The 18,092-nt window shown below is 68.9% G+C and carries 19 protein-coding genes; 12 read left to right on the top strand and 7 right to left on the bottom strand.

Annotated features, from left to right (window positions below; translation table 11 throughout):
* The first annotated feature begins 71 nt into the window (after positions 1–71).
* The 6 genes from rpmE (at position 72) to ACFLIT_RS17220 (ending at position 5,275) form a co-directional block, all read left to right on the top strand.
* On the top strand, positions 72–296 hold the full coding sequence (rpmE, locus tag ACFLIT_RS17245) for a 50S ribosomal protein L31 (RefSeq protein WP_479912500.1): 225 nt from the start codon (positions 72–74) through the stop codon (positions 294–296).
* Positions 297–322: 26 nt separating this feature from the next.
* Positions 323–1,246, top strand: coding sequence for an acetylglutamate kinase (gene argB, locus ACFLIT_RS17240; RefSeq protein ID WP_479912499.1), 924 nt, complete (start codon positions 323–325; stop codon positions 1,244–1,246).
* Entirely contained in the window at positions 1,246–1,926 is a 681-nt protein-coding gene (locus ACFLIT_RS17235; protein ID WP_479912498.1) for a pyrimidine 5'-nucleotidase, read from the top strand. Before argB ends, ACFLIT_RS17235 begins: the two co-directional genes overlap by 1 nt.
* The gene (gene dapD / locus ACFLIT_RS17230; protein ID WP_479912497.1) at positions 1,923–2,768 is read left to right on the top strand and encodes a 2,3,4,5-tetrahydropyridine-2,6-dicarboxylate N-succinyltransferase; all 846 of its coding nucleotides are present in this window, start codon (positions 1,923–1,925) and stop codon (positions 2,766–2,768) included. The genes ACFLIT_RS17235 and dapD overlap by 4 nt, the downstream gene beginning before the upstream one ends.
* 109 nt (positions 2,769–2,877) lie before the next feature.
* Positions 2,878–3,093 carry a hypothetical protein gene (locus ACFLIT_RS17225; RefSeq protein WP_479912496.1) on the top strand — a complete coding sequence of 72 codons (216 nt, stop codon included), beginning with the start codon at positions 2,878–2,880 and terminating at the stop codon, positions 3,091–3,093.
* 94 nt (positions 3,094–3,187) lie between these two features.
* The gene (locus ACFLIT_RS17220; RefSeq protein ID WP_479912495.1) at positions 3,188–5,275 is read left to right on the top strand and encodes a putative bifunctional diguanylate cyclase/phosphodiesterase; all 2,088 of its coding nucleotides are present in this window, start codon (positions 3,188–3,190) and stop codon (positions 5,273–5,275) included.
* Here ACFLIT_RS17220 and ACFLIT_RS17215 read toward each other — a convergent pair.
* Genes ACFLIT_RS17215 through mdh form a run of 3 tightly spaced genes read right to left on the bottom strand, consistent with a single transcriptional unit; the run spans position 5,272 to position 7,313 of the window.
* Complete coding sequence (locus ACFLIT_RS17215) at positions 5,272–5,826, bottom strand: GNAT family N-acetyltransferase (protein WP_479912494.1); 555 nt, start codon at positions 5,824–5,826, stop codon at positions 5,272–5,274. The two genes, ACFLIT_RS17220 and ACFLIT_RS17215, sit on opposite strands and share 4 nt — an antisense overlap.
* A 22-nt stretch (positions 5,827–5,848) precedes the next feature.
* Positions 5,849–6,325: a Cys-tRNA(Pro) deacylase gene (gene ybaK, locus ACFLIT_RS17210; protein WP_479912493.1), complete on the bottom strand. Its 477-nt coding sequence runs from the start codon at positions 6,323–6,325 to the stop codon at positions 5,849–5,851.
* A 25-nt stretch (positions 6,326–6,350) separates the two neighbouring features.
* Positions 6,351–7,313, bottom strand: coding sequence for a malate dehydrogenase (gene mdh / locus ACFLIT_RS17205; RefSeq protein ID WP_479912492.1), 963 nt, complete (start codon positions 7,311–7,313; stop codon positions 6,351–6,353).
* 116 nt (positions 7,314–7,429) lie between these two features.
* Here mdh and ACFLIT_RS17200 point away from each other — a divergent pair, with 116 nt between their 5' ends.
* Positions 7,430–7,879 (top strand): HIT domain-containing protein, encoded by a 450-nt coding sequence (locus tag ACFLIT_RS17200; RefSeq protein WP_479912491.1) that lies wholly within the window; start codon positions 7,430–7,432, stop codon positions 7,877–7,879.
* On the opposite strand, the gene ACFLIT_RS17195 is transcribed toward ACFLIT_RS17200, so the two are convergent.
* From ACFLIT_RS17195 to ACFLIT_RS17180, 4 genes are all read right to left on the bottom strand, one after another.
* The gene (locus ACFLIT_RS17195) at positions 7,819–8,079 is read right to left on the bottom strand and encodes a hypothetical protein (protein WP_479912490.1); all 261 of its coding nucleotides are present in this window, start codon (positions 8,077–8,079) and stop codon (positions 7,819–7,821) included. The genes ACFLIT_RS17200 and ACFLIT_RS17195 overlap by 61 nt on opposite strands.
* 149 nt (positions 8,080–8,228) lie before the next feature.
* Positions 8,229–9,077: a hypothetical protein gene (locus tag ACFLIT_RS17190; protein WP_479912489.1), complete on the bottom strand. Its 849-nt coding sequence runs from the start codon at positions 9,075–9,077 to the stop codon at positions 8,229–8,231.
* Positions 9,074–9,964, bottom strand: a complete 891-nt coding sequence (locus ACFLIT_RS17185) for an HpcH/HpaI aldolase/citrate lyase family protein (protein WP_479912488.1) — start codon at positions 9,962–9,964, stop codon at positions 9,074–9,076. Before ACFLIT_RS17185 ends, ACFLIT_RS17190 begins: the two co-directional genes overlap by 4 nt.
* A 48-nt stretch (positions 9,965–10,012) precedes the next feature.
* Entirely contained in the window at positions 10,013–10,759 is a 747-nt protein-coding gene (locus ACFLIT_RS17180) for a LytTR family DNA-binding domain-containing protein (RefSeq protein ID WP_479912487.1), read from the bottom strand.
* 144 nt (positions 10,760–10,903) lie between these two features.
* Between ACFLIT_RS17180 and ACFLIT_RS17175 the strand changes: the two genes are divergently transcribed.
* From ACFLIT_RS17175 to ACFLIT_RS17155, 5 genes are all read left to right on the top strand, one after another.
* Positions 10,904–11,452, top strand: a complete 549-nt coding sequence (locus tag ACFLIT_RS17175) for a DUF2306 domain-containing protein (protein ID WP_479912486.1) — start codon at positions 10,904–10,906, stop codon at positions 11,450–11,452.
* 52 nt (positions 11,453–11,504) lie between these two features.
* Positions 11,505–12,773, top strand: a complete 1,269-nt coding sequence (locus tag ACFLIT_RS17170) for a spinster family MFS transporter (protein ID WP_479912485.1) — start codon at positions 11,505–11,507, stop codon at positions 12,771–12,773.
* Between the two features lie 139 nt (positions 12,774–12,912).
* Positions 12,913–14,112, top strand: a complete 1,200-nt coding sequence (gene sucC, locus ACFLIT_RS17165) for an ADP-forming succinate--CoA ligase subunit beta (protein WP_479912484.1) — start codon at positions 12,913–12,915, stop codon at positions 14,110–14,112.
* Positions 14,112–14,996 carry a succinate--CoA ligase subunit alpha gene (gene sucD, locus ACFLIT_RS17160; RefSeq protein ID WP_479912483.1) on the top strand — a complete coding sequence of 295 codons (885 nt, stop codon included), beginning with the start codon at positions 14,112–14,114 and terminating at the stop codon, positions 14,994–14,996. Before sucC ends, sucD begins: the two co-directional genes overlap by 1 nt.
* Before the next feature lie 140 nt (positions 14,997–15,136).
* Positions 15,137–18,088 (top strand): 2-oxoglutarate dehydrogenase E1 component, encoded by a 2,952-nt coding sequence (locus ACFLIT_RS17155; RefSeq protein WP_479912482.1) that lies wholly within the window; start codon positions 15,137–15,139, stop codon positions 18,086–18,088.
* Positions 18,089–18,092: the final 4 nt, after the last annotated feature.

The raw sequence follows: 18,092 nt of genomic DNA, 5'->3' as shown, positions 1-18,092 counted from the left end.
TTCCGGCCCGCCCTTCGTTGAGCGGGTCGTTTTAATTCCCAGCGCCGCCCTTAAGTCGGTTGGACCTCGCTATGAAACAAGACACCCATCCCGACTACCACTTCATCACCGTGGTGCGTCCCAACGGCGACACTTTCCAGACCCGTTCGACCTACGGCAAGGAAGGCGCGACCCTGTCGCTGGATATCGATCCGACGACGCACCCGGCCTGGACCGGCGGCAACCAGACGCTTCTGGACCGTGGCGGCCGCGTCTCGCGCTTCAACGCCAAGTTCGGCGCCTTCACCAAGAAGTAGAAGCCTTCGCGTAGGAGTCCGGCCTTATGACGGACGACGAGATCGAAGAGGCCGGCTGGGGCTCCGCCAAGACCCTGGCGGAGGCGCTGCCCTATATCCAGCGCTATGACCGCGAAACCGTGGTCATCAAGTACGGCGGCCACGCCATGGGCGCGGAGGAGACGGCGAAGCTGTTCGCCGCCGATTCCGTGCTGCTCAAGCTGCTCGGCCTGCATCCGGTGGTGGTGCACGGCGGCGGCCCGCAGATCAGCCGCATGCTCGACAAGGCCGGCGTGAAGTCGAGCTTCGTCGACGGCCTGCGCGTCACCGACGCGGCGACGATGGAAGTGGCCGAGATGGTGCTGTCGGGCGCCATCAACAAGGAAATCGCCAACTGGATCACCCTGGCCGGCCGCGAGGCCGACGTGCGGGGCGTGGGCCTGTCCGGCAAGGACGCCCGGCTGATCACCGTTGTGAAGGCGACCCGCACCCGCCGCGATCCGACCAGCAAGATCGAGGAGGTCGTCGACCTCGGCTTCGTCGGCGAGCCGACCCAGATCGATCCGCGCCTGATCGAGAGCCTGATCTATGACGAGAAGACCGACTATGTGCCGGTCATCGCCCCGATCGGCGTCTCCGAAGACGGCGAGACCTACAATATCAACGCCGACACCGTGGCCGGCGCCCTGGCCGGCGCCCTGCGCGCCAAGCGCATGCTGCTGCTGACCGACGTGGCCGGCGTGCTCGACGAGAACAAGCAGTTGATCCGCCAGGCCACCGTCTCGGAGGCCAAGGCGCTGATCGACAGCGGCGTCGCCTCCGGCGGCATGATTCCGAAGCTGGAAACCGCCATCGCGGCGGTCGAAAGCGGCGTGGAAGCGGTGGTCATTCTCGACGGCCGGCGTCCGCACGCCCTGCTGGTCGAGCTGTTCACCGAGCACGGCGCGGGCACCCTGATCTGCGCCGGCTGATGCCGGACACGCTTTCGAGCGCCGACCTGCGTCACGTCGATCACTGGCTGTTCGATCTCGACGACACCCTCTATCCGGCCGAGACCGAACTGATGGACCTGATCCGCGAGCGGATCGGCGCGTTCATCGTCAAGGTCACGGGCCTGCCGTGGGAAGAGGCCAGCCAGCTGCAGCGCGGCTGGCTGCTGCAGCACGGGGCGACCCTGCCCGGCGTGCTGGTCGACTACGATATCGCCCCGGCCGAGTTCCTCGACTTCGTGCACGACGTGCCGCTCGACAAGGTGCCGCGGGATCCCGAGCTCGACGCCATTCTGAACGTCCTGCCCGGCCGCAAATACGTCTTCACCAACGGCTCGGCCGCCCACGCCGCCCGCCTGCTCGAGCATATCGGCATCGCCGACCGCTTCGAGGGCGTCTTCCACCTGGAGGCCGCCGATCTGGTCCCCAAGCCGCATCCGCAGACCTACGCCAAGATGATCGCCCATTTCGGCATCGCGCCGACGGCCAGCGTCTTCTTCGAGGACAGCGAGAAGAATCTGGAACACGCGGCCGAGCTTGGTATGACCACCGTCCTGGTCGGGCCGCACGCCGAGCGGTCCGCCGCGCCTCACGTCCAGTACCGGACGCACCATCTGACGCCGTTCCTGCGAGCGGCCGCTGTTAAGGAGCTCGCCCGATGACGACCATCTCGCTCGCCGACCTGGAAACCGAGATCACCGCCGCCTGGGACGCCCGCGACGGCCTGGGCCCCCAGACCACCGGCCCGGTGCGCACCGCCGTCGAGGAAACCCTGCTGCTGCTCGACAGCGGCAAGGCCCGCGTGGCCGAGAAGATCGACGGCGAGTGGGTGACCCATCAGTGGCTGAAGAAGGCGGTGCTGCTGTCCTTCCGCCTCAACGACAACCGTGTGATGACCTCCGGCGCCTTCGGGGGCGGCGTCGGTCCGTGGTGGGACAAGGTGCCGAACAAGTTCGACGGCTGGGACGAGACCCAGTTCCGCGCCGGCGGATTCCGCGCCGTGCCGGGCGCCGTGGTCCGCCGCGGCTCGCACGTCGCCAAGAACGTCGTGCTGATGCCGAGCTTCACCAACATCGGCGCCTTCGTCGATGAGGGCACGATGGTCGACACCTGGGTGACCGTCGGGTCCTGCGCCCAGATCGGCAAGAACGTGCACCTGTCGGGCGGCGTCGGCATCGGCGGCGTGCTGGAGCCCCTGCAGGCCAACCCCACCATCATCGAGGACGGCTGCTTCATCGGCGCCCGTTCGGAAGTGGTCGAGGGCGTGGTGGTCGGCGAGGGCGCGGTGCTGTCGATGGGCGTGTTCCTGTCGGCCTCGACCAAGATCGTCGACCGGGCGACCGGGTCGGTGACCTACGGCAAGGTGCCGCCTTACAGCGTCGTGGTGCCGGGCGCGCTGCCCGATCCCAAGGGCGGCCCGAGCCTGGCCTGCGCCGTCATCGTCAAGACCGTCGACGCCAAGACCCGCTCCAAGACCGGCATCAACGAGCTGCTGCGCGATTAACCATCATCTCGCAGTCGCGAAATTTTTTCGCTCCTGCAGTGTTATTGCTGCGTCGCGGCGCCAAACCTGCTGTATGGTTTCCTGAGTGTTTCAGTTCGGAGCAGGTGCGATGTTCATCGTCGAAGCGTTGGAGCAAGGCTTCATGGGCAAGCGGGCGCGTCTGCGCGCGCTGGGCGCCGGTTCCGCGGGCGAGGTGATCGCCGCCGAGGACGGAACCTGGGCCAATCACCTGCGCACCCCGCTGGCCGAAGGCCAGCAGATCACGGTGACCCTGCCGGCCAAGCTGAAGATCGAAGTCGGTCAGGCGCTCGCCATCGCCGGCTGAGGCGGCGGCGCGACATTTCGCCGCCCGGGCCGCGTCACAGCGGGTTTTTAACCAGTTTTGACGACCCTGCCCAAAACGGGGGGTGGGAAGCGTCATGCAGAAAACGACGTCCGGAACGGCGGCGGTGGGCGATCGATTGATCGTCGCCCTGGCCGTTGTGGGACTCCTGGCCCTCGCGGCCGTGCACGTCTCGACGATCGTGCTCGGCATGCGCGCCGACGCCGTTTCGCGCCGCACCGAACGCACGGTGCTCGCCTCCGGCCTGACCGGCAAGGCTTCGACCTTCTTTCCCGGCCGTTACCAACTGCTCGCCCAGGCCGATCCCGCCAAGCCGCCCGCGCCCGAAAAGCGCGGCCGGGCCCTGTCTGTCGATGGGCAGGGCCGGCTGATCGGATTTGCCGCCGGCGCCGACGCCGGCCTCGTTTCCCCCTATGCCGCGCTGCACGCCGCGCAGCCCGTGCTCCAGAAATTGGCGCAAGCCCGTCCCGACGCGCAGGGCCTGACCACGGCGACTTCCGTCGATGTCTTCGCAGACCAGCCGGAACTGTCGATCGCCCTCCGTCGGCCGAGCGACGGGATCGCGATGGTCAGCGTCGTCAACCTCAACGACTACATCGCCGAGTACGCCAAAATCCGACAGTTGTCGGACTTCGACCTGGTCGATATCGGCGACCCCGCGCCGAAGAAGCTGATGACGCCGATCACCTTCGACGGGGTCCCCGCTCGGTTCGGCCTGGCGTGGACGCCGCGTTCCCCCGCTCGGGAAATCATCGGGCCGCTGATACCGATCCTCTGGACTTTCACCCTCTTCGCCCTGGGCGCCGGCGCCTGGGTGGCGCTTCGCGCGCGGGAAATGTCGCGGCGCCTGGCCGCCAGCGAGGCGCATGCCCAGCATCTGGCGCTGCACGACACGATGACCGGGCTCGCCAACCGCGCCCTGTTCAGCGACCGCCTGGATCATGCCCTCGAAATCCGCCGCCGCATGGGCGGGGGACTGGCCGTGGTCTGCATCGACCTCGACCGCTTCAAGCAGGTGAACGACACGCTCGGTCACCAGGCCGGCGACGAGATGATCAAGACCGCCGCGCGGCGGATTCTCGGTGTTTCGCGCGCCAGCGACACCGTGGCCCGGCTCGGCGGCGACGAGTTCGCCCTGGTTCTCGCGCCCGTCGGAGACCGCGGCGCGGTGGAGACCGTCTGCGCGCGCCTGAACGCCGCCCTCAGCGGCAAGCTCGAGTTCCCGTCGGGCCAGGCCTATCTCAGCGCCTCGATCGGCGTGACCATCATCGAGGACGACCGCCTCAGCGGCGCCGACGCCATCCGCCAGGCCGACCTCGCCCTCTACGCCGCCAAGCGCGCCGGTCGTGGCCGTTTCTCGGTGTTCGAAGCCACGATGGACGAGAGCCTGCACCTGCGCCACCAGATCGAGGTCGAGCTGCGCGCCGCCCTCGACGCCGGCGCCCTGCAGGTCGCCTACCAGCCGCAGATCGGCCCGCGCGGCAAGGTCGACGGCCTGGAGGCCCTGGTCCGCTGGCGGCACAAGGAGCGCGGCCCCATTTCGCCGGCCTTCTTCATCCCGATCGCCGAGGAGGCGGGGCTGATCCATCGCCTGGGCTGCTTCGTCATGACCCAGGCGTTTCAGGCGGCGCGCCGCTGGCCGCACCTGCGGATCGCGGTCAACGTCTCGCCGATGCAACTGCGCGAACCGGGGTTCGTCGGCCTGTGCAAGGATCTGCTGGCCGAGGCCGGCATCGAGGCGCGGCAGATCGAACTGGAGATCACCGAGGGCGTGCTGGTCGACAACGACGAGCGGACCCAGACGGTGCTGCGCGAGCTGCGGGATGTCGGCTTCCAGCTGGCCCTCGACGACTTCGGCACGGGCTATTCGAGCCTGAGCTATCTGAACGCCTACCCGATCGACAAGATCAAGATCGATCGCTCGTTCGTCGCCAACCTCGGCACGGAGGCCGAGGCCGACAAGGTGGTGCGCGCCATCATCAAGCTCGGCCGGGCGCTGGGTCTGAAGGTCACCGCCGAGGGTGTCGAAACCACCGCCCAGCAGGAGCGTCTGGTCTCGGCCGGCTGCAGTTCGTTCCAAGGTTATCTGCACGGCCGCCCGGTGGATCTTGAGGCCATTGAAGCGTTGCTGCGCGCGTCTCAGGCGCCCGCCGCAGCGGCCTAGCCAATCAGGTTGCGGCGGTTCCGCGTCCACTCGGCGCGGGTCTGGCCCCAGATGTCGATGACCATGTCCTTGTACGGCTCGGGCATCAGCCTGCCCGAACGATGAGGGCGCGCGCCCAGCCGGGTCGCCACGGCCGCCGAAGGCGCGTTATCCGGGGCGATGCAGTGATCGACCCGCTCCCAGCCGAGCCGATCGAAGGCGAAGTCGACGGCCGCGACGGCCGCCTCGGTGGCGTAGCCCTTGCCCTGGGCCTGACGGGCCAAGCCCCAGCCGACCTCCGCCGTCGGCCAGTCGGCCGGCCGCCAAGGGCCCATGCGGCCGATCCAGCGGCCGCTGTCCTTCTCGATCACCGACCACATGGCGAAGCCTTCGCTGACCCACGACCCGATCATGGTGTTGAGGATGCGCCAGGTCTGGGAGCGCGACTGCAGCCCGCCGACGAAGCGCGTCACCTGCTCATCGGCGGAGAAGGCGGTCCAGGCGTCGAGATCCTCCAGGATCGGCGGACGCAGGATCAGGCGGGCGGTTTCGAGAGTGGGGCCGACGGTCATGCGCCCGACCTTACCCAGGCGGTCAGGCCGAGCAAATCGGCGCGACCGCCGCCTTGAGCGCCGCGACGGCGGCCTTGGGGTCGAGCTTGACCTGCACGCCGCGCCCGCCGCCGTTCATGAAGACCTCGGGGTGGGCGAGAGCGGCCTGTTCGAACACCGTGGGGACGGTCTTGCGCTGACCGAAGGCCGAGACGCCGCCGATCTTGTAGCCGGTCGTCCGCTCGGCGTCGGCCGGCTTCATCATCGCCGCCGACTTGCCCCCGACCGCCGCCGCCAGGGCCTTCATCGAAACCTCGCGGTCGGAGGGCAGCACCACGCAGACCGGCTTGCCGTCGACCAGGGCCATCAGGGTCTTGAGCACGATCTCGGGCGAAACGCCCATCGCCTCGGCCGCCTGCAGCCCGATGCGCGGGGCGTCGGGATCGTAGTCGTAGGTCGCCAAAGAAAAGGCGACCCCGGCCTTCGCGAGGGCCAGGGTCGCCGGGGTCGTCTTCGCCAACGGTCTGAACCTGCGGCGTGCTGGATCAGGCCAGCGAGGGCTCGATTTCCTTACAGGCCTTGATCAGGGTCTGAACCGAGTCCACCGACTTGGAGAACATCGCCTTCTCTTCGTCGTTGGTGGTGAACTCGACGATCTTCTCGACGCCGTTGGCGCCGATCAGCACCGGCACGCCGACGTACAGATCCTTCAGGCCGTACTCGCCGTTCAGGTAGGCGGCGCACGGCAGGACGCGCTTCTTGTCCTTCAGGTAGGACGTCGCCATGGCGATGGCGCTCTCGGCCGGGGCGTAGAAGGCCGAGCCGGTCTTCAGCAGGCCGACGATCTCGCCGCCGCCGCCGCGGGTGCGCTTCACGATGCCATCGAGTTCTTCCTGGGTCATCCAGCCCTGGGCGACCAGTTCGGTCAGCGGCAGGCCGGCGACGGTCGAGTGACGGACCATCGGCACCATGTCGTCGCCGTGGCCGCCGAGCGTCCAGGCGTGGATGTCTTCCACCGACACGCCGGTCTTTTCAGCCAGGAACAGGGCGAAGCGGGCCGAGTCGAGCACGCCGGCCATGCCGACGACCTTGGCGTGGGGCAGGCCCGAGAACTTCTGCAGGGCCCAGACCATCGCGTCGAGCGGGTTGGTGATGCAGATGACGAAGGCGTTGGGGGCGTACTGCTTGATGCCTTCGCCGACGGCCTTCATGACCTTCAGGTTGATCGACACCAGGTCGTCGCGGCTCATGCCGGGCTTGCGCGGCACGCCGGCGGTCACGATGCAGACGTCGGCGCCCGCGATGTCCTCGTAGGAATTGGCGCCCTTCAGGGCCACGTCCTTGCCGAACACGGCGCTGCCTTGAGCGATGTCCAGCGCCTTGCCCTGCGGGGTGCCCTCGGCGATGTCGAACAGGATCACGTCGCCCAGCTCTTCGCGAGCGGCGATGTGAGCCAGGGTGCCGCCGATCATGCCGGCGCCGATGAGGGCGATTTTCGCGCGAGCCATGTAGTGTTCTCCGACTGTGAGGGCGGCTGCTTAAGGTCGCGGGCGGTCTATCGCCGACCGGCCTTCGCGGCAAGGGCGCTGGACCAAACCGGGGCTCGGAGGTCAAACTTCGTCACATGCCCTCTCAGAATCTCGATCCCGAGGCCGGATTCGCCCTCGCCCCGCCGTTTCACGCCACCTCGAGGCCGATCGGCCGCCTGAGGCTCTGCGAGGCGCGGCTGCAGTCCGACGCCCGCTGGCCGTGGATCTGTCTGATCCCCCGCCGGGCGGGCCTGGTCGAGGTCGAGGCGTTGTCCGCCGCCGACCGGGCGCAGTTGATCGAGGAGGCCGTGGCCTGCGGCGCGGCCGTGCGGGCGATCGGGGAGGCGACGGGCTTCCTCGTCGAGAAGCTGAACATCGGCGCTCTCGGCAACGTTACGCCGCAACTTCACATGCACGTCGTCGGACGACGGCCGGGCGATCCCGCCTGGGCGGGGCCGGTGTGGGGCGTCGGAACCGCCGTACCCTACTCCGCGGCGGGCGAGGCGGCGGGGCTGGCGGCGGCGCGGGCGTCGCTGGGTCTCTGAGGCTTGACGTCGGGCGGGCCGAACGACCGCTCCTCAGGCCCGACCACGACCGGCGTGCGACCACGGCCGGCGATCCATTCGGCCAGGTCCTGGGCGACGACGGCGGCTTCGTCGCGCGATCGGGCGAGGCCAAGGAAGCTGCCGTTGTGCTTCACGGCCCAGGCATGGCCCGAGCGTTCGATGATGATGTGGTCGGCCATGGGCCTCTCCCTCGCGACGGCTGCGCCCTGCCCCTGGATCGCTCAGTCGCACGGAAAATCCGGCCGGAGCGCGGCGGTTCCATGCCGAAGATGCGAAATTTCCGAGACGTTTCGGGGAGGGCCTTCCGACCGCGAGAAAGCCGCCGGCGCTAGCGCTTCTTTTTCTTCGCCGTGGTCTTTTTCTTCTTCGCCTTGGCGACCGGCTTGCGGGCAGGGGCCTTGCGCACGGTGGAGTCGTAGGGGCGAGGGGCGTAGGCGGGGCCGTTGCTGACGCCCAGCACGGCGTAGCCCGCGGCAGGGGCGGGGCCGTCCCGCACGAGGGCGACAGGCGTGGCGCCGGTCTTGTCGGTCATCTGGCCGACCCAGCCGCCGTCCGAGGTGGGGGTCAGCTTCACCAGGACGGCGTCGTCGCCGCCGCGAGGGATGAAGCGCAGGGTCAGGTCGCCGTCGAGGCGCTGGACGTCATCGATCAGGCCGACCGTCCCGATGCCTTCGTCGCGCTGCAGGTCGCGCCAGGCGCCCTCGAGGTCGCCGCGACCGAGACCGGGATCGACCATCTGGAAGGCGAACAGCTTGCCGCCGTCGGCCGTGCTCAGGGTCCAGCCGCCGTCGAGCGGGCCTTGCAACCCCTGGGCCGCCGCGATGCCGCCGCGCACGCGGGTTTCGTAATAGATTTCCGAGGCGTCCGGCGGCCCATCCGGCGACAGGCCGGTCTCGTGCAGCATCACCGGGCGGTCGAGGCCCGAGGGATTGGGCCGGGCGTAGGACGGCGTGTACCCGGTCGGCGCGGCGACGGGCGGCGGCGGAGCGTCGGTGGCCTGGGTCGAGAGGAGGGCCGCGATGGGATCGTCCGCCGGCGTGCTCTGGGTGAGGGCGGGCTGGGCGGCGGTGGCGATCGGGGTCTCGACCGGAGCCGTCTCCTGGGCGAAGGCGAGGCCCGGCGTCGCCAGGGCGACGGCGATCAGGGCGGCGACGGCGGCTCGAACGGGTTTGCTCATGCGGCGGCCTTCAGGGCGATGGCGGCGTCGAGGGCGACGAGGCGACGGGCCTCGACGAGATGCAGCAGTTCGGCCATGCGACCTTGCACCTTCAGCACGCCCAGGCCCGCGTTGGCGGGGTTTTCGAAGGCGGCGATCACCGCGCGGGACCATGTCAGGTCGTCGTCGGACGGGGCGAAGGCGCGGTTGGCGATCTCGATCTGGGCCGGATGGATCAGGCTCTTGCCGTCGAAACCGAGGTCGGCCCCCTGGCGGCAGGCGGCCTCCAGGGCGGCGACGTCCTGGATTTCGTTGCTGACCGCGTCGAGGATGGTCAGGCCGTGGCCGCGCGCGGCGGCGACCGCCTGGGCGAGAACGCCGACGAAACCGGCGCGGTCCGGCGTCAGCCGCGCCCGCATGGTCTTGGCGAGGTCGTTGAGGCCGACGATCTGGCCGGAGAGGCGCGAGGCGGCCGCCATGCCGGCGATTTCCCAGAGGTGAAACAGCGCCGACGGCGTCTCGATCATCGCCCACAGGCGGGTGTGGGCCGGGGCGTCCGCCAGGGCGGCGTCGAAGGTCGCCACGTCCTCGGCCGAGCCGACCTTGGGGGCCAGCACCGCGTTGGGGCCGGCCGCACCGACGGCGGCGAGATCCTCGGCCCCCCAGGGGGTGTCGAGGCCGTTGACCCGCACGATCAGCTCGCGCGGTCCGAAGCCGCCGGCCCGGATCGCCGCGACGGCGGCGGTGCGCGCCTCGGCCTTGGCCTCGGGGGCCACGGCGTCCTCCAGGTCGAGGATCACCACGTCGCAGGGCAGGGTGCGCGCTTTCTCCAACGCGCGCGCGTTGGACGCCGGCAGGTAGAGGGCGCTGCGGCGAGGGCGGACCTGATCGTGCGCGTCTGAGGTCATGACGTCTCGATGGAACCCGGAAGCGACTGTTCTAAGGCGAAGCGGGGCTCAGAACCAACCGGCGGCGCGCAAGGTGCGCGAATAAGCCCTACTCACCGGAACTTCGGCGCCACCCTGGAGGGTCAGGGTCGCCCGCCCGTCGCCGCGCCGCACCTCGACGATGGCCGCCCGCGCCACCCACCAGGAGCGGTGGGTCTGGGCGCCGTCGACACCCTTCAGCTCGGCGACGGCGTCGGACAGGCGCATCAGGATCAGGTCCTGACCCTTGGAGGTGTGCAGGCGCAGATAGTGATCCTCGGCCTCGACGGCCCACAGCTCGGCGCCGCGCAGCCTGGCGGGCAGTCGATCGAAGAAGGCGGGCGGCGGCGGCTCGGTTTCGGCGACGACGGAGGACCCGGCCACGCGGCGGTAGGTCAGGAAGTTGAGGCCGGTGATCGCCGCGGTGACCAGCACCACGGAAGGATAGAAGCCGAGCAGGCGCGCGAGGCTGACGTCGCCGCCGAACGCCCGGGTGGTGATGGCGAACACCATCACGGTGAAGGGAACCGACAGCCATAGCGTCATGATCCCCGCCCACATCCAGGGGCGCTGCTCGATCGCCGCCCGACGGCGGATCAGGAAGGCCAGCAGCCCGCCGAACACCGCGCCCAGCAGGCAGACGCCGATCCAATAGGCGAGGCGTTCGACCAGGGGCGCCGCCCCGCTGCCGAACGCGCCGGTCAGGGCCAGGAAGGCGCCGGCCACGGCGGCGATGGCCAGGCCGCGGTGAAACGCGCGCTCCTTCACGAACGCCATCCACGAAGCGCGAACGGCGGGCGCCTGCGGTTGGCGTAGCGGAGGCGGCGGCTGACGCATCGGGCTTTGCGGCTCGGACAAGGCGGCTCCACACCCGGCGGCGAAGCGGGGCCGCCGGTCCCGCAAGGCTTAGGGGAGATCGTCATGTCGGAACAAGCCGCCTCGGCGCCGCGACTGCGCAACGTGCCGGGATTGAAGCGCAACATCGCGATCGGGCTGGCCGTCGCCCTCGTCGTGATCGGTTTCGCCACCGCGCGCTTCTTCAACGCCGAGCACGCCGTGGCGGCGCGCGCCCCGCATCTCCCGAACCTGGCGCTGGTCGCGGCCGCGCCGGTGCAGATCAAGCTCCACCTGACCGCCGCCCTGGTCGCCCTCGCCATCGGGATCGTGCTGCTGTCCGGCGTGAAGGGCTCGCAAGCGCACAAGGTCCTGGGCTGGACCTGGGTGATCGCCATGGGCGTCACGGCGATCAGCTCGTTCTGGATCCATCGACTGAACCCGAACGGCCTGTCGTTCATCCACTTCCTCAGCGGCTGGACGGTGATCGGCCTGCCGGCGGCGGTGTTCGCCATCAAGCGCCGGAAAGTGGCCATTCACGCGCGGGCGATGACCAGCATGTTCGTCGGCGGCCTGGTGCTGGCGGGGCTGCTCGCGTTCTTGCCGGGGCGGCTGCTGTTCGAGGTCTTCTTCTGACCCGACTTTTTCTAAGCTCGACAGTCCGGGGCGGGCGGGCCAATCGAGAGGGATGAGCGATCCCAGGTCCGCCGGCGCCGCCGGTTTCAGCCCCGCCTACCGGGCCGCCGTGCTGGCGATGCTGATCGCCGCCTACACCTTCAACTTCATCGACCGGCAGATCCTCTCGATCCTCGCCCCCGCCATCCAGGCCGAGCTGAAGCTCGACGACGGACAGATGGGGCTGATGGGCGGCCTGGCCTTCGCCCTGCTCTACACCACCCTCGGCGTGCCGATCGCCGCCCTGGCCGACCGTACCAGCCGCACCTGGGTGATGACCGTCGCCCTGGCGGTGTGGAGCGGCTTCACCGCCCTCTGCGGCGCGGCCACGGGGTTCTGGTCGCTGTTCCTGGCCCGGGTTGGCGTCGGGATTGGCGAGGCGGGCGGCGTCGCCCCGGCCTACGCCCTGATCGGCGACGCCTTCCCGGCCGACCAGCGAGCGCGGGCGACCGCGGTCTACGCCTTCGGCATCCCGATCGGCACCGCCTGCGGCTATCTGTTCGGCGGCCTGATCGCCCACGCCTTCGACTGGCGCGTCTCCTTCGTGGCGATCGGCCTCGCCGGCCTGGTCTTCGCCCTGCCGTTCCGCCTCGTGGTGCGCGATCCGCCGCGCCCGACCGCCGCCGCCCCGCTCCAGCTCGGCGCGACCCTCCGCCTCCTGGCCGGCAAGCCGAGCTTCTGGCTGCTGACCTTCGCCTCGACCTCGGCCTCCGTCTGCGGCTACGGCCTCAGTTTCTGGGTTCCGACCTTCCTCAAGCGCAGCCTGGCCATGGGCGATGTCGACCGCGCCTGGTTTTCGGCCGGATTCTACCTGCTCGGCGGGCTCGCCGGCCTGTGGGCCGCGGGCCTGATCGGCGACCGCCTCGCCGCCGCCAAGGGGCGGCCCGGCGTCTACGCCCTGATCCCGGCGGTCGGCCTGGCCTGCGCCGCGCCGCTTTTCTTCCTCGCCGCCTCGGCGCCGTGGCTGCCGGCGGCCTTCGTTCTGCTCGCCCTGATGATCGGACTGGGGCTGACCTGGCTGCCGCCGGTGCTCACCGCGGCGCAGCGACTGGCGCCGCCGTCGATGCGCTCCACCGCCGCCGCCGCTTTTTTGCTGATCAACAATCTCGTCGGCCTGGGCCTTGGGACCTATTATTTCGGGGCGATGTCTAACCTCCTGAAGCCGCATTTCGGGGCGGAATCGCTCCGCTACGCCATGTACTCGGGCGTGGCCTTCTACGGTCTGGCGGTGGTTCTGTTCATCCTCGCCTCGCGCACCCTACGCCGCGACTGGGTCGATTGAGCCGCGGCGCGCTGCACCGCTCTCAAGCATCGAAAATCTGTATACGGAATCAGGCCGTCCCGCGGTTGCGCCTGCGAAGAGGCGCTCCTATAACCCCGGCCACTTTTCGCGCCCACGCGCCGGACACACCCGGAATTCCATGAACATTCACGAGCATCAAGCCAAAGCCGTCCTCAAGGAGTTCGGCGTCCCGGTCCCGCGCGGCTACGCCGCCTTCACGGTCGACGAAGCGGTCAAGGCCGCCGAGGAACTCGGCGGACCGGTGTTCGTGGTCAAGTCGCAGATCCACGCCGGCGGCCGCGGCAAGGGCAAGTTCGAAGGCCTCGGCCCGGACGCCAAGGGCGGCGTCCGCGTGGTCAAGTCGGTCGACGACGTGAAGGCCAACGCCGCCGAGATGCTGGGTCGCGTGCTGGTGACCCACCAGACCGGCCCCAAGGGCAAGCAGGTCAATCGCCTCTACATCGAGGAAGGCGCGGCGATCGCCAAGGAATTCTACCTGTCGCTGCTGGTCGACCGCGAGAGCAGCAAGGTTTCGGTCGTCGCCTCCACCGAAGGCGGCATGGACATCGAGGAAGTGGCCCACGCCACCCCCGAGAAGATCCACACCTTCACCATCGACCCGGCGACAGGCGTGTGGCCGACCCACACGCGCAACCTGGCCAAGGCCCTGGGCCTGACCGGCGGCCTCGCCAAGGAAGCCGCCAGCCTGCTGAAGCAGCTGTTCGAAGCCTTCATGGCCAAGGACATGTCGATGCTGGAGATCAACCCGCTGATCGTCACCGCCGACGATCACCTGCGCGTCCTCGACGCCAAGCTGTCGTTCGACGGCAACGCGCTGTTCCGCCACCCCGACATCGTCGAGCTGCGCGACACCACCGAGGAAGATCCCAAGGAAATCGAAGCCTCGAAGTACGACTTGGCCTACATCGCCCTCGACGGCGAGATCGGCTGCATGGTCAACGGCGCGGGCCTGGCCATGGCGACCATGGACATCATCAAGCTGTACGGCGCCGAGCCGGCCAACTTCCTCGATGTCGGCGGCGGCGCCTCGAAGGAGAAGGTCACCGCGGCCTTCAAGATCATCACCGCCGACCCGGCCGTCAAAGGCATCCTGGTCAACATCTTCGGCGGCATCATGCGCTGCGACATCATCGCCGAGGGCGTGGTGGCCGCTGTGAAGGAAGTCGGCCTGCAGGTTCCGCTGGTGGTGCGCCTCGAAGGCACCAACGTCGAACTCGGCAAGAAAATCATCAATGAGAGCGGACTGAACGTGATCGCGGCCAACGACCTGTCGGACGGCGCCGAGAAGATCGTCGCCGCCGTGAAGGGCGCCCGCTAATGTCGATCATCGTCAGCTCGGCCACCAAGGTCATCTGCCAGGGCATCACCGGCGCCCAGGGCACCTTCCACTCCGAACAGGCCATCGCCTACGGCACCAAGATGGTCGGCGGCGTCACCCCCGGTAAGGGCGGTCAGACCCACATCGGCCTGCCGGTGTTCGACACCGTCGCCGAAGCGCGCGACGCCACCGGCGCCGACGCCTCGGTGATCTACGTGCCGCCGCCCTTCGCGGCCGACTCGATCCTCGAGGCCATCGAGGCCGAGATTCCGCTGGTGGTCTGCATCACCGAAGGCATCCCGGTGCTCGACATGGTGAAGGTGAAGAAGGCGCTGCAGGGCTCCAAGACCCGCCTGATCGGGCCGAACTGCCCGGGCGTTCTGACGCCGGGCGAGTGCAAGATCGGCATCATGCCGGGCTCGATCTTCTCCAAGGGTTCGGTGGGCGTGGTCTCGCGCTCGGGCACCCTGACGTATGAAGCCGTGTTCCAGACCACCAACGCCGGCCTCGGCCAGACCACCGCGGTTGGCATCGGCGGCGACCCGGTGAAGGGCACCGAGTTCATCGACGTGCTGGAGCTGTTCCTGGCCGACGAGGCGACCAAGTCGATCGTGATGATCGGCGAAATCGGCGGCAGCGCCGAGGAAGAGGCCGCCCAGTTCCTGAAGGACGAAGCCAAGCGCGGCCGCAAGAAGCCGATGGTCGGCTTCATCGCCGGTCGCACGGCGCCTCCGGGCCGTCACATGGGCCACGCCGGCGCGATCATCTCCGGCGGCAAGGGCGGCGCCGAGGACAAGATCGCCGCGATGGAAGAGGCGGGCATCCGCGTCTCGCCGTCGCCGGCGAAGCTGGGCGAGACCCTGCTCGAGGTCCTGAAGGGCTGAGGTTCAGGGCCGGCGGCTTCGGTCGCCGGCCTTAATTTTCTGGAGTCTGCCCGGGCGCACGTGGGCGGGGCTCAAAAAGAGACTATATATTCACGCGTGCGTGATAGGGCGGCCGCGAGAGACGGCTGAAGGCGAATACGATGGCGGACGACGCGGGTCACCTGAACCAGGTTCTGACCGAGACTTCATTCCTCTACGGCGGCAACGCCGCCTTCGTCGAAGACCTCTATGCGAAATGGGCCGACAGCCCCGGATCGGTCGAGCCGTCCTGGGCCGCCTTCTTCGCGGCGCTGCGCGATCCGCCCGTCGACGCCAAGGCCGCGGCCCGCAAGCCGGCCTGGACGCCCAAGCCCACCCCGACCGTTCGCCCCGACTGGCTGAGCGCCATCGACGGCATGTGGCCGGCGGTCGAAGCCAAGCTGGGCGCCAAGATCGCAGAGAAGTCGCCGACCGCCTCGCCGGAGGCCGTCCGCGCCGCGACGCTCGACAGCCTGCGCGCCATCATGATGATCCGCGCCTACCGCGTGCGCGGCCACCTGTCGGCCAACCTCGACCCGCTGGGCCTGGACCCGGCGCCGGAGGCCACCGAGCTTGAGCCGTCGAGCTACGGCTTCTCGGAAGCCGACTACGACCGTCCGGTCTTCCTCGACTTCGTGCTGGGCCTCGAGACGGCGACGATCCGCGAGATCCTCGACATCGTCCGCCGCACCTACTGCGGCAACGTCGGTGTGCAGTACATGCACATCTCCGATCCCAACGAGAAGGCCTGGCTGCAGGAGCGGATCGAGGGACGCGACAAGGAGATCGTGTTCACGGCCGACGGCAAGATCGCCATCCTCAAGAAGCTGATCGAGGCCGAAGGCTTCGAACGCTTCCTGCACAAGCGCTTCCCCGGCACCAAGCGCTTCGGCCTCGATGGCGGCGAAGCCATGGTTCCGGCCATGGAGCAGATCATCAAGCGCGGCGGCGCCCTGGGCGTGAAGGACATCGTGCTGGGCATGCCGCACCGCGGCCGCCTGAACGTGCTCGCCGCCGTGATGGGCAAGCCGTATCACGTGATCTTCCACGAGTTCCAAGGCGGCTCGTCGGTCCCGTCCGACATCGAAGGCTCGGGCGACGTGAAGTACCACATGGGCGCCTCGTCGGACCGCTCGTTCGACGGCAACAGCGTCCACCTGTCACTGACCGCCAACCCGTCGCACCTGGAAATCGTCAACCCGGTGGTGATCGGCAAGGCGCGGGCCAAGCAGGCCTACACCCTGCGCGAGCAGCCGGACGCCGGCCGCGGCCACGTCCTGCCGCTGCTGCTGCACGGCGACGCGGCCTTCGCCGGCCAGGGCGTGGTGGCCGAATGCTTCACCCTGTCGGGCCTGAAGGGCTACCGCACGGGCGGCACCATCCACTTCATCGTCAACAACCAGATCGGCTTCACGACGAACCCGCGCTACTCGCGCTCGTCGCCCTACCCCTCGGACGTCGCCCTGATGGTCGAGGCCCCGATCTTCCACGTGAACGGGGACGACCCCGAGGCCGTGGTGTTCGCCGCCAAGGTCGCCACCGAATATCGCCAGATGTTCGGCAAGGACGTGGTCATCGACATGTTCTGCTACCGCCGGTTCGGTCACAACGAAGGTGACGACCCGACGATGACGCAGCCCTTGATGTACGCGAAGATCAAGGATCACCCGTCCACCCGCGAACTCTACAGCCGCCGCCTGGTGGCCGAGGGCGTGGCCACCGACGCCGACATCGACGGCTGGCTGAACGAGTTCAACGACTTCCTCGACAAGGAATTCGACGCCGGCAAGGCGTACAAGGCCAACAAGGCCGACTGGCTGGACGGCAAGTGGGCGGGCCTGGCCCTGCCCGAGGGCGACGAGCGCCGCGGCGTCACCGCCGTGCCGGCCCAGAAGCTTCTCGACATCGGCCGCGCGATCACCACGATCCCCGAGGGCTTCGACGTCCACAAGACCGTGCGCCGCATGATGGAGGGCCGCCGCGCGGCCATCGAGACCGGCGAAGGCATCGACTGGGCGCTCGGCGAGCACCTGGCGTTCGGGACCCTGCTCGACGAAGGCAATCCGGTGCGTCTGTCCGGCCAGGACAGCGTGCGCGGCACCTTCACCCAGCGTCACTCGGATCTGATCGATCAGACCACCGAGAGCCACTACACGATGTTGAACAACATCCGTCCGGGCCAGGCGAACTACGAGGTGATCGACAGCGCCCTCTCGGAAGAGGCGGTGCTCGGCTTCGAGTACGGCTTCAGCCTCGCGGACCCGAACACCCTGACCCTGTGGGAAGGCCAGTTCGGCGACTTCGTGAACGGCGCCCAGGTGGTGATCGACCAGTTCATCTCGTCGGGCGAGCGCAAGTGGCTGCGGATGAGCGGTCTCGTCATGCTGCTGCCGCACGGCTACGAAGGCCAGGGCCCCGAGCACTCCTCGGCCCGCGTCGAGCGCTTCCTGCAGCAATGCGCGGAAGACAACATGCAGGTGGTCAACTGCACCACCCCGGCCAACTACTTCCACGTGCTGCGCCGCCAGCTGCGCCGCGAGTTCCGCAAGCCGCTGATCGTCTTCACGCCGAAGAGCCTGCTGCGCCACAAGAAGGCGGTGTCCACGCTGTCGGACATGGCCGATGGCTCGTCGTTCCACCGCGTGCTGCACGACGACGCCGAGCGCGGCGTCAACACCACGATCAAGCTGCAGGCGCCGGAGAAGATCCGCCGCGTCCTGCTGTGCTCGGGCAAGGTCTATTACGACCTGCTCGACGAGCGTGAGAAGCGCGGCATCGACGACGTCTACATCATGCGTCTCGAGCAGTTCTATCCGTGGCCGATGAAGTCGCTGTCGACCGAGCTCGCCCGCTTCGAGAACGCCGAACTGGTGTGGGTGCAGGAAGAGCCGAAGAACATGGGCGGCTGGACCTTCGTCGACCCGTGGCTCGAACTGACGCTCGACCGCCTCAAGGTGAAGGCCAAGCGCGCCCGCTACGTGGGCCGCCCGGCCAGCGCCTCGACCGCCGCCGGTCTGATGAGCCGCCACCTGCGCGAACTCGCCGCCTTCCTCGACGATGCCTTCGCCGCCTGATCCG

Source organism: Caulobacter sp. HJHS_5 (assembly GCF_056683955.1).
This window is presented reverse-complemented; position numbering and strand designations above follow the sequence as displayed.

Bases quoted from the DNA above. Each gene is read 5' to 3' on its own strand.
- rpmE (WP_479912500.1), top strand. From the start codon at position 72: ATGAAACAAGACACCCATCCCGACTACCACTTCATCACCGTGGTGCGT.
- ACFLIT_RS17185 (WP_479912488.1), bottom strand. From the start codon at position 9,964: ATGACCTCAGACGCGCACGATCAGGTCCGCCCTCGCCGCAGCGCCCTC.
- sucC (WP_479912484.1), top strand. From the start codon at position 12,913: ATGAACATTCACGAGCATCAAGCCAAAGCCGTCCTCAAGGAGTTCGGC.
- sucD (WP_479912483.1), top strand. From the start codon at position 14,112: ATGTCGATCATCGTCAGCTCGGCCACCAAGGTCATCTGCCAGGGCATC.
- ACFLIT_RS17235 (WP_479912498.1), top strand. From the start codon at position 1,246: ATGCCGGACACGCTTTCGAGCGCCGACCTGCGTCACGTCGATCACTGG.
- ACFLIT_RS17170 (WP_479912485.1), top strand. From the start codon at position 11,505: ATGAGCGATCCCAGGTCCGCCGGCGCCGCCGGTTTCAGCCCCGCCTAC.
- ACFLIT_RS17200 (WP_479912491.1), top strand. From the start codon at position 7,430: ATGCCCTCTCAGAATCTCGATCCCGAGGCCGGATTCGCCCTCGCCCCG.
- ACFLIT_RS17215 (WP_479912494.1), bottom strand. From the start codon at position 5,826: ATGACCGTCGGCCCCACTCTCGAAACCGCCCGCCTGATCCTGCGTCCG.
- ACFLIT_RS17220 (WP_479912495.1), top strand. From the start codon at position 3,188: ATGCAGAAAACGACGTCCGGAACGGCGGCGGTGGGCGATCGATTGATC.
- ACFLIT_RS17180 (WP_479912487.1), bottom strand. From the start codon at position 10,759: ATGGCGTTCGTGAAGGAGCGCGCGTTTCACCGCGGCCTGGCCATCGCC.
- ACFLIT_RS17155 (WP_479912482.1), top strand. From the start codon at position 15,137: ATGGCGGACGACGCGGGTCACCTGAACCAGGTTCTGACCGAGACTTCA.
- dapD (WP_479912497.1), top strand. From the start codon at position 1,923: ATGACGACCATCTCGCTCGCCGACCTGGAAACCGAGATCACCGCCGCC.
- ACFLIT_RS17190 (WP_479912489.1), bottom strand. From the start codon at position 9,077: ATGAGCAAACCCGTTCGAGCCGCCGTCGCCGCCCTGATCGCCGTCGCC.
- mdh (WP_479912492.1), bottom strand. From the start codon at position 7,313: ATGGCTCGCGCGAAAATCGCCCTCATCGGCGCCGGCATGATCGGCGGC.
- ACFLIT_RS17175 (WP_479912486.1), top strand. From the start codon at position 10,904: ATGTCGGAACAAGCCGCCTCGGCGCCGCGACTGCGCAACGTGCCGGGA.
- argB (WP_479912499.1), top strand. From the start codon at position 323: ATGACGGACGACGAGATCGAAGAGGCCGGCTGGGGCTCCGCCAAGACC.
- ACFLIT_RS17225 (WP_479912496.1), top strand. From the start codon at position 2,878: ATGTTCATCGTCGAAGCGTTGGAGCAAGGCTTCATGGGCAAGCGGGCG.
- ACFLIT_RS17195 (WP_479912490.1), bottom strand. From the start codon at position 8,079: ATGGCCGACCACATCATCATCGAACGCTCGGGCCATGCCTGGGCCGTG.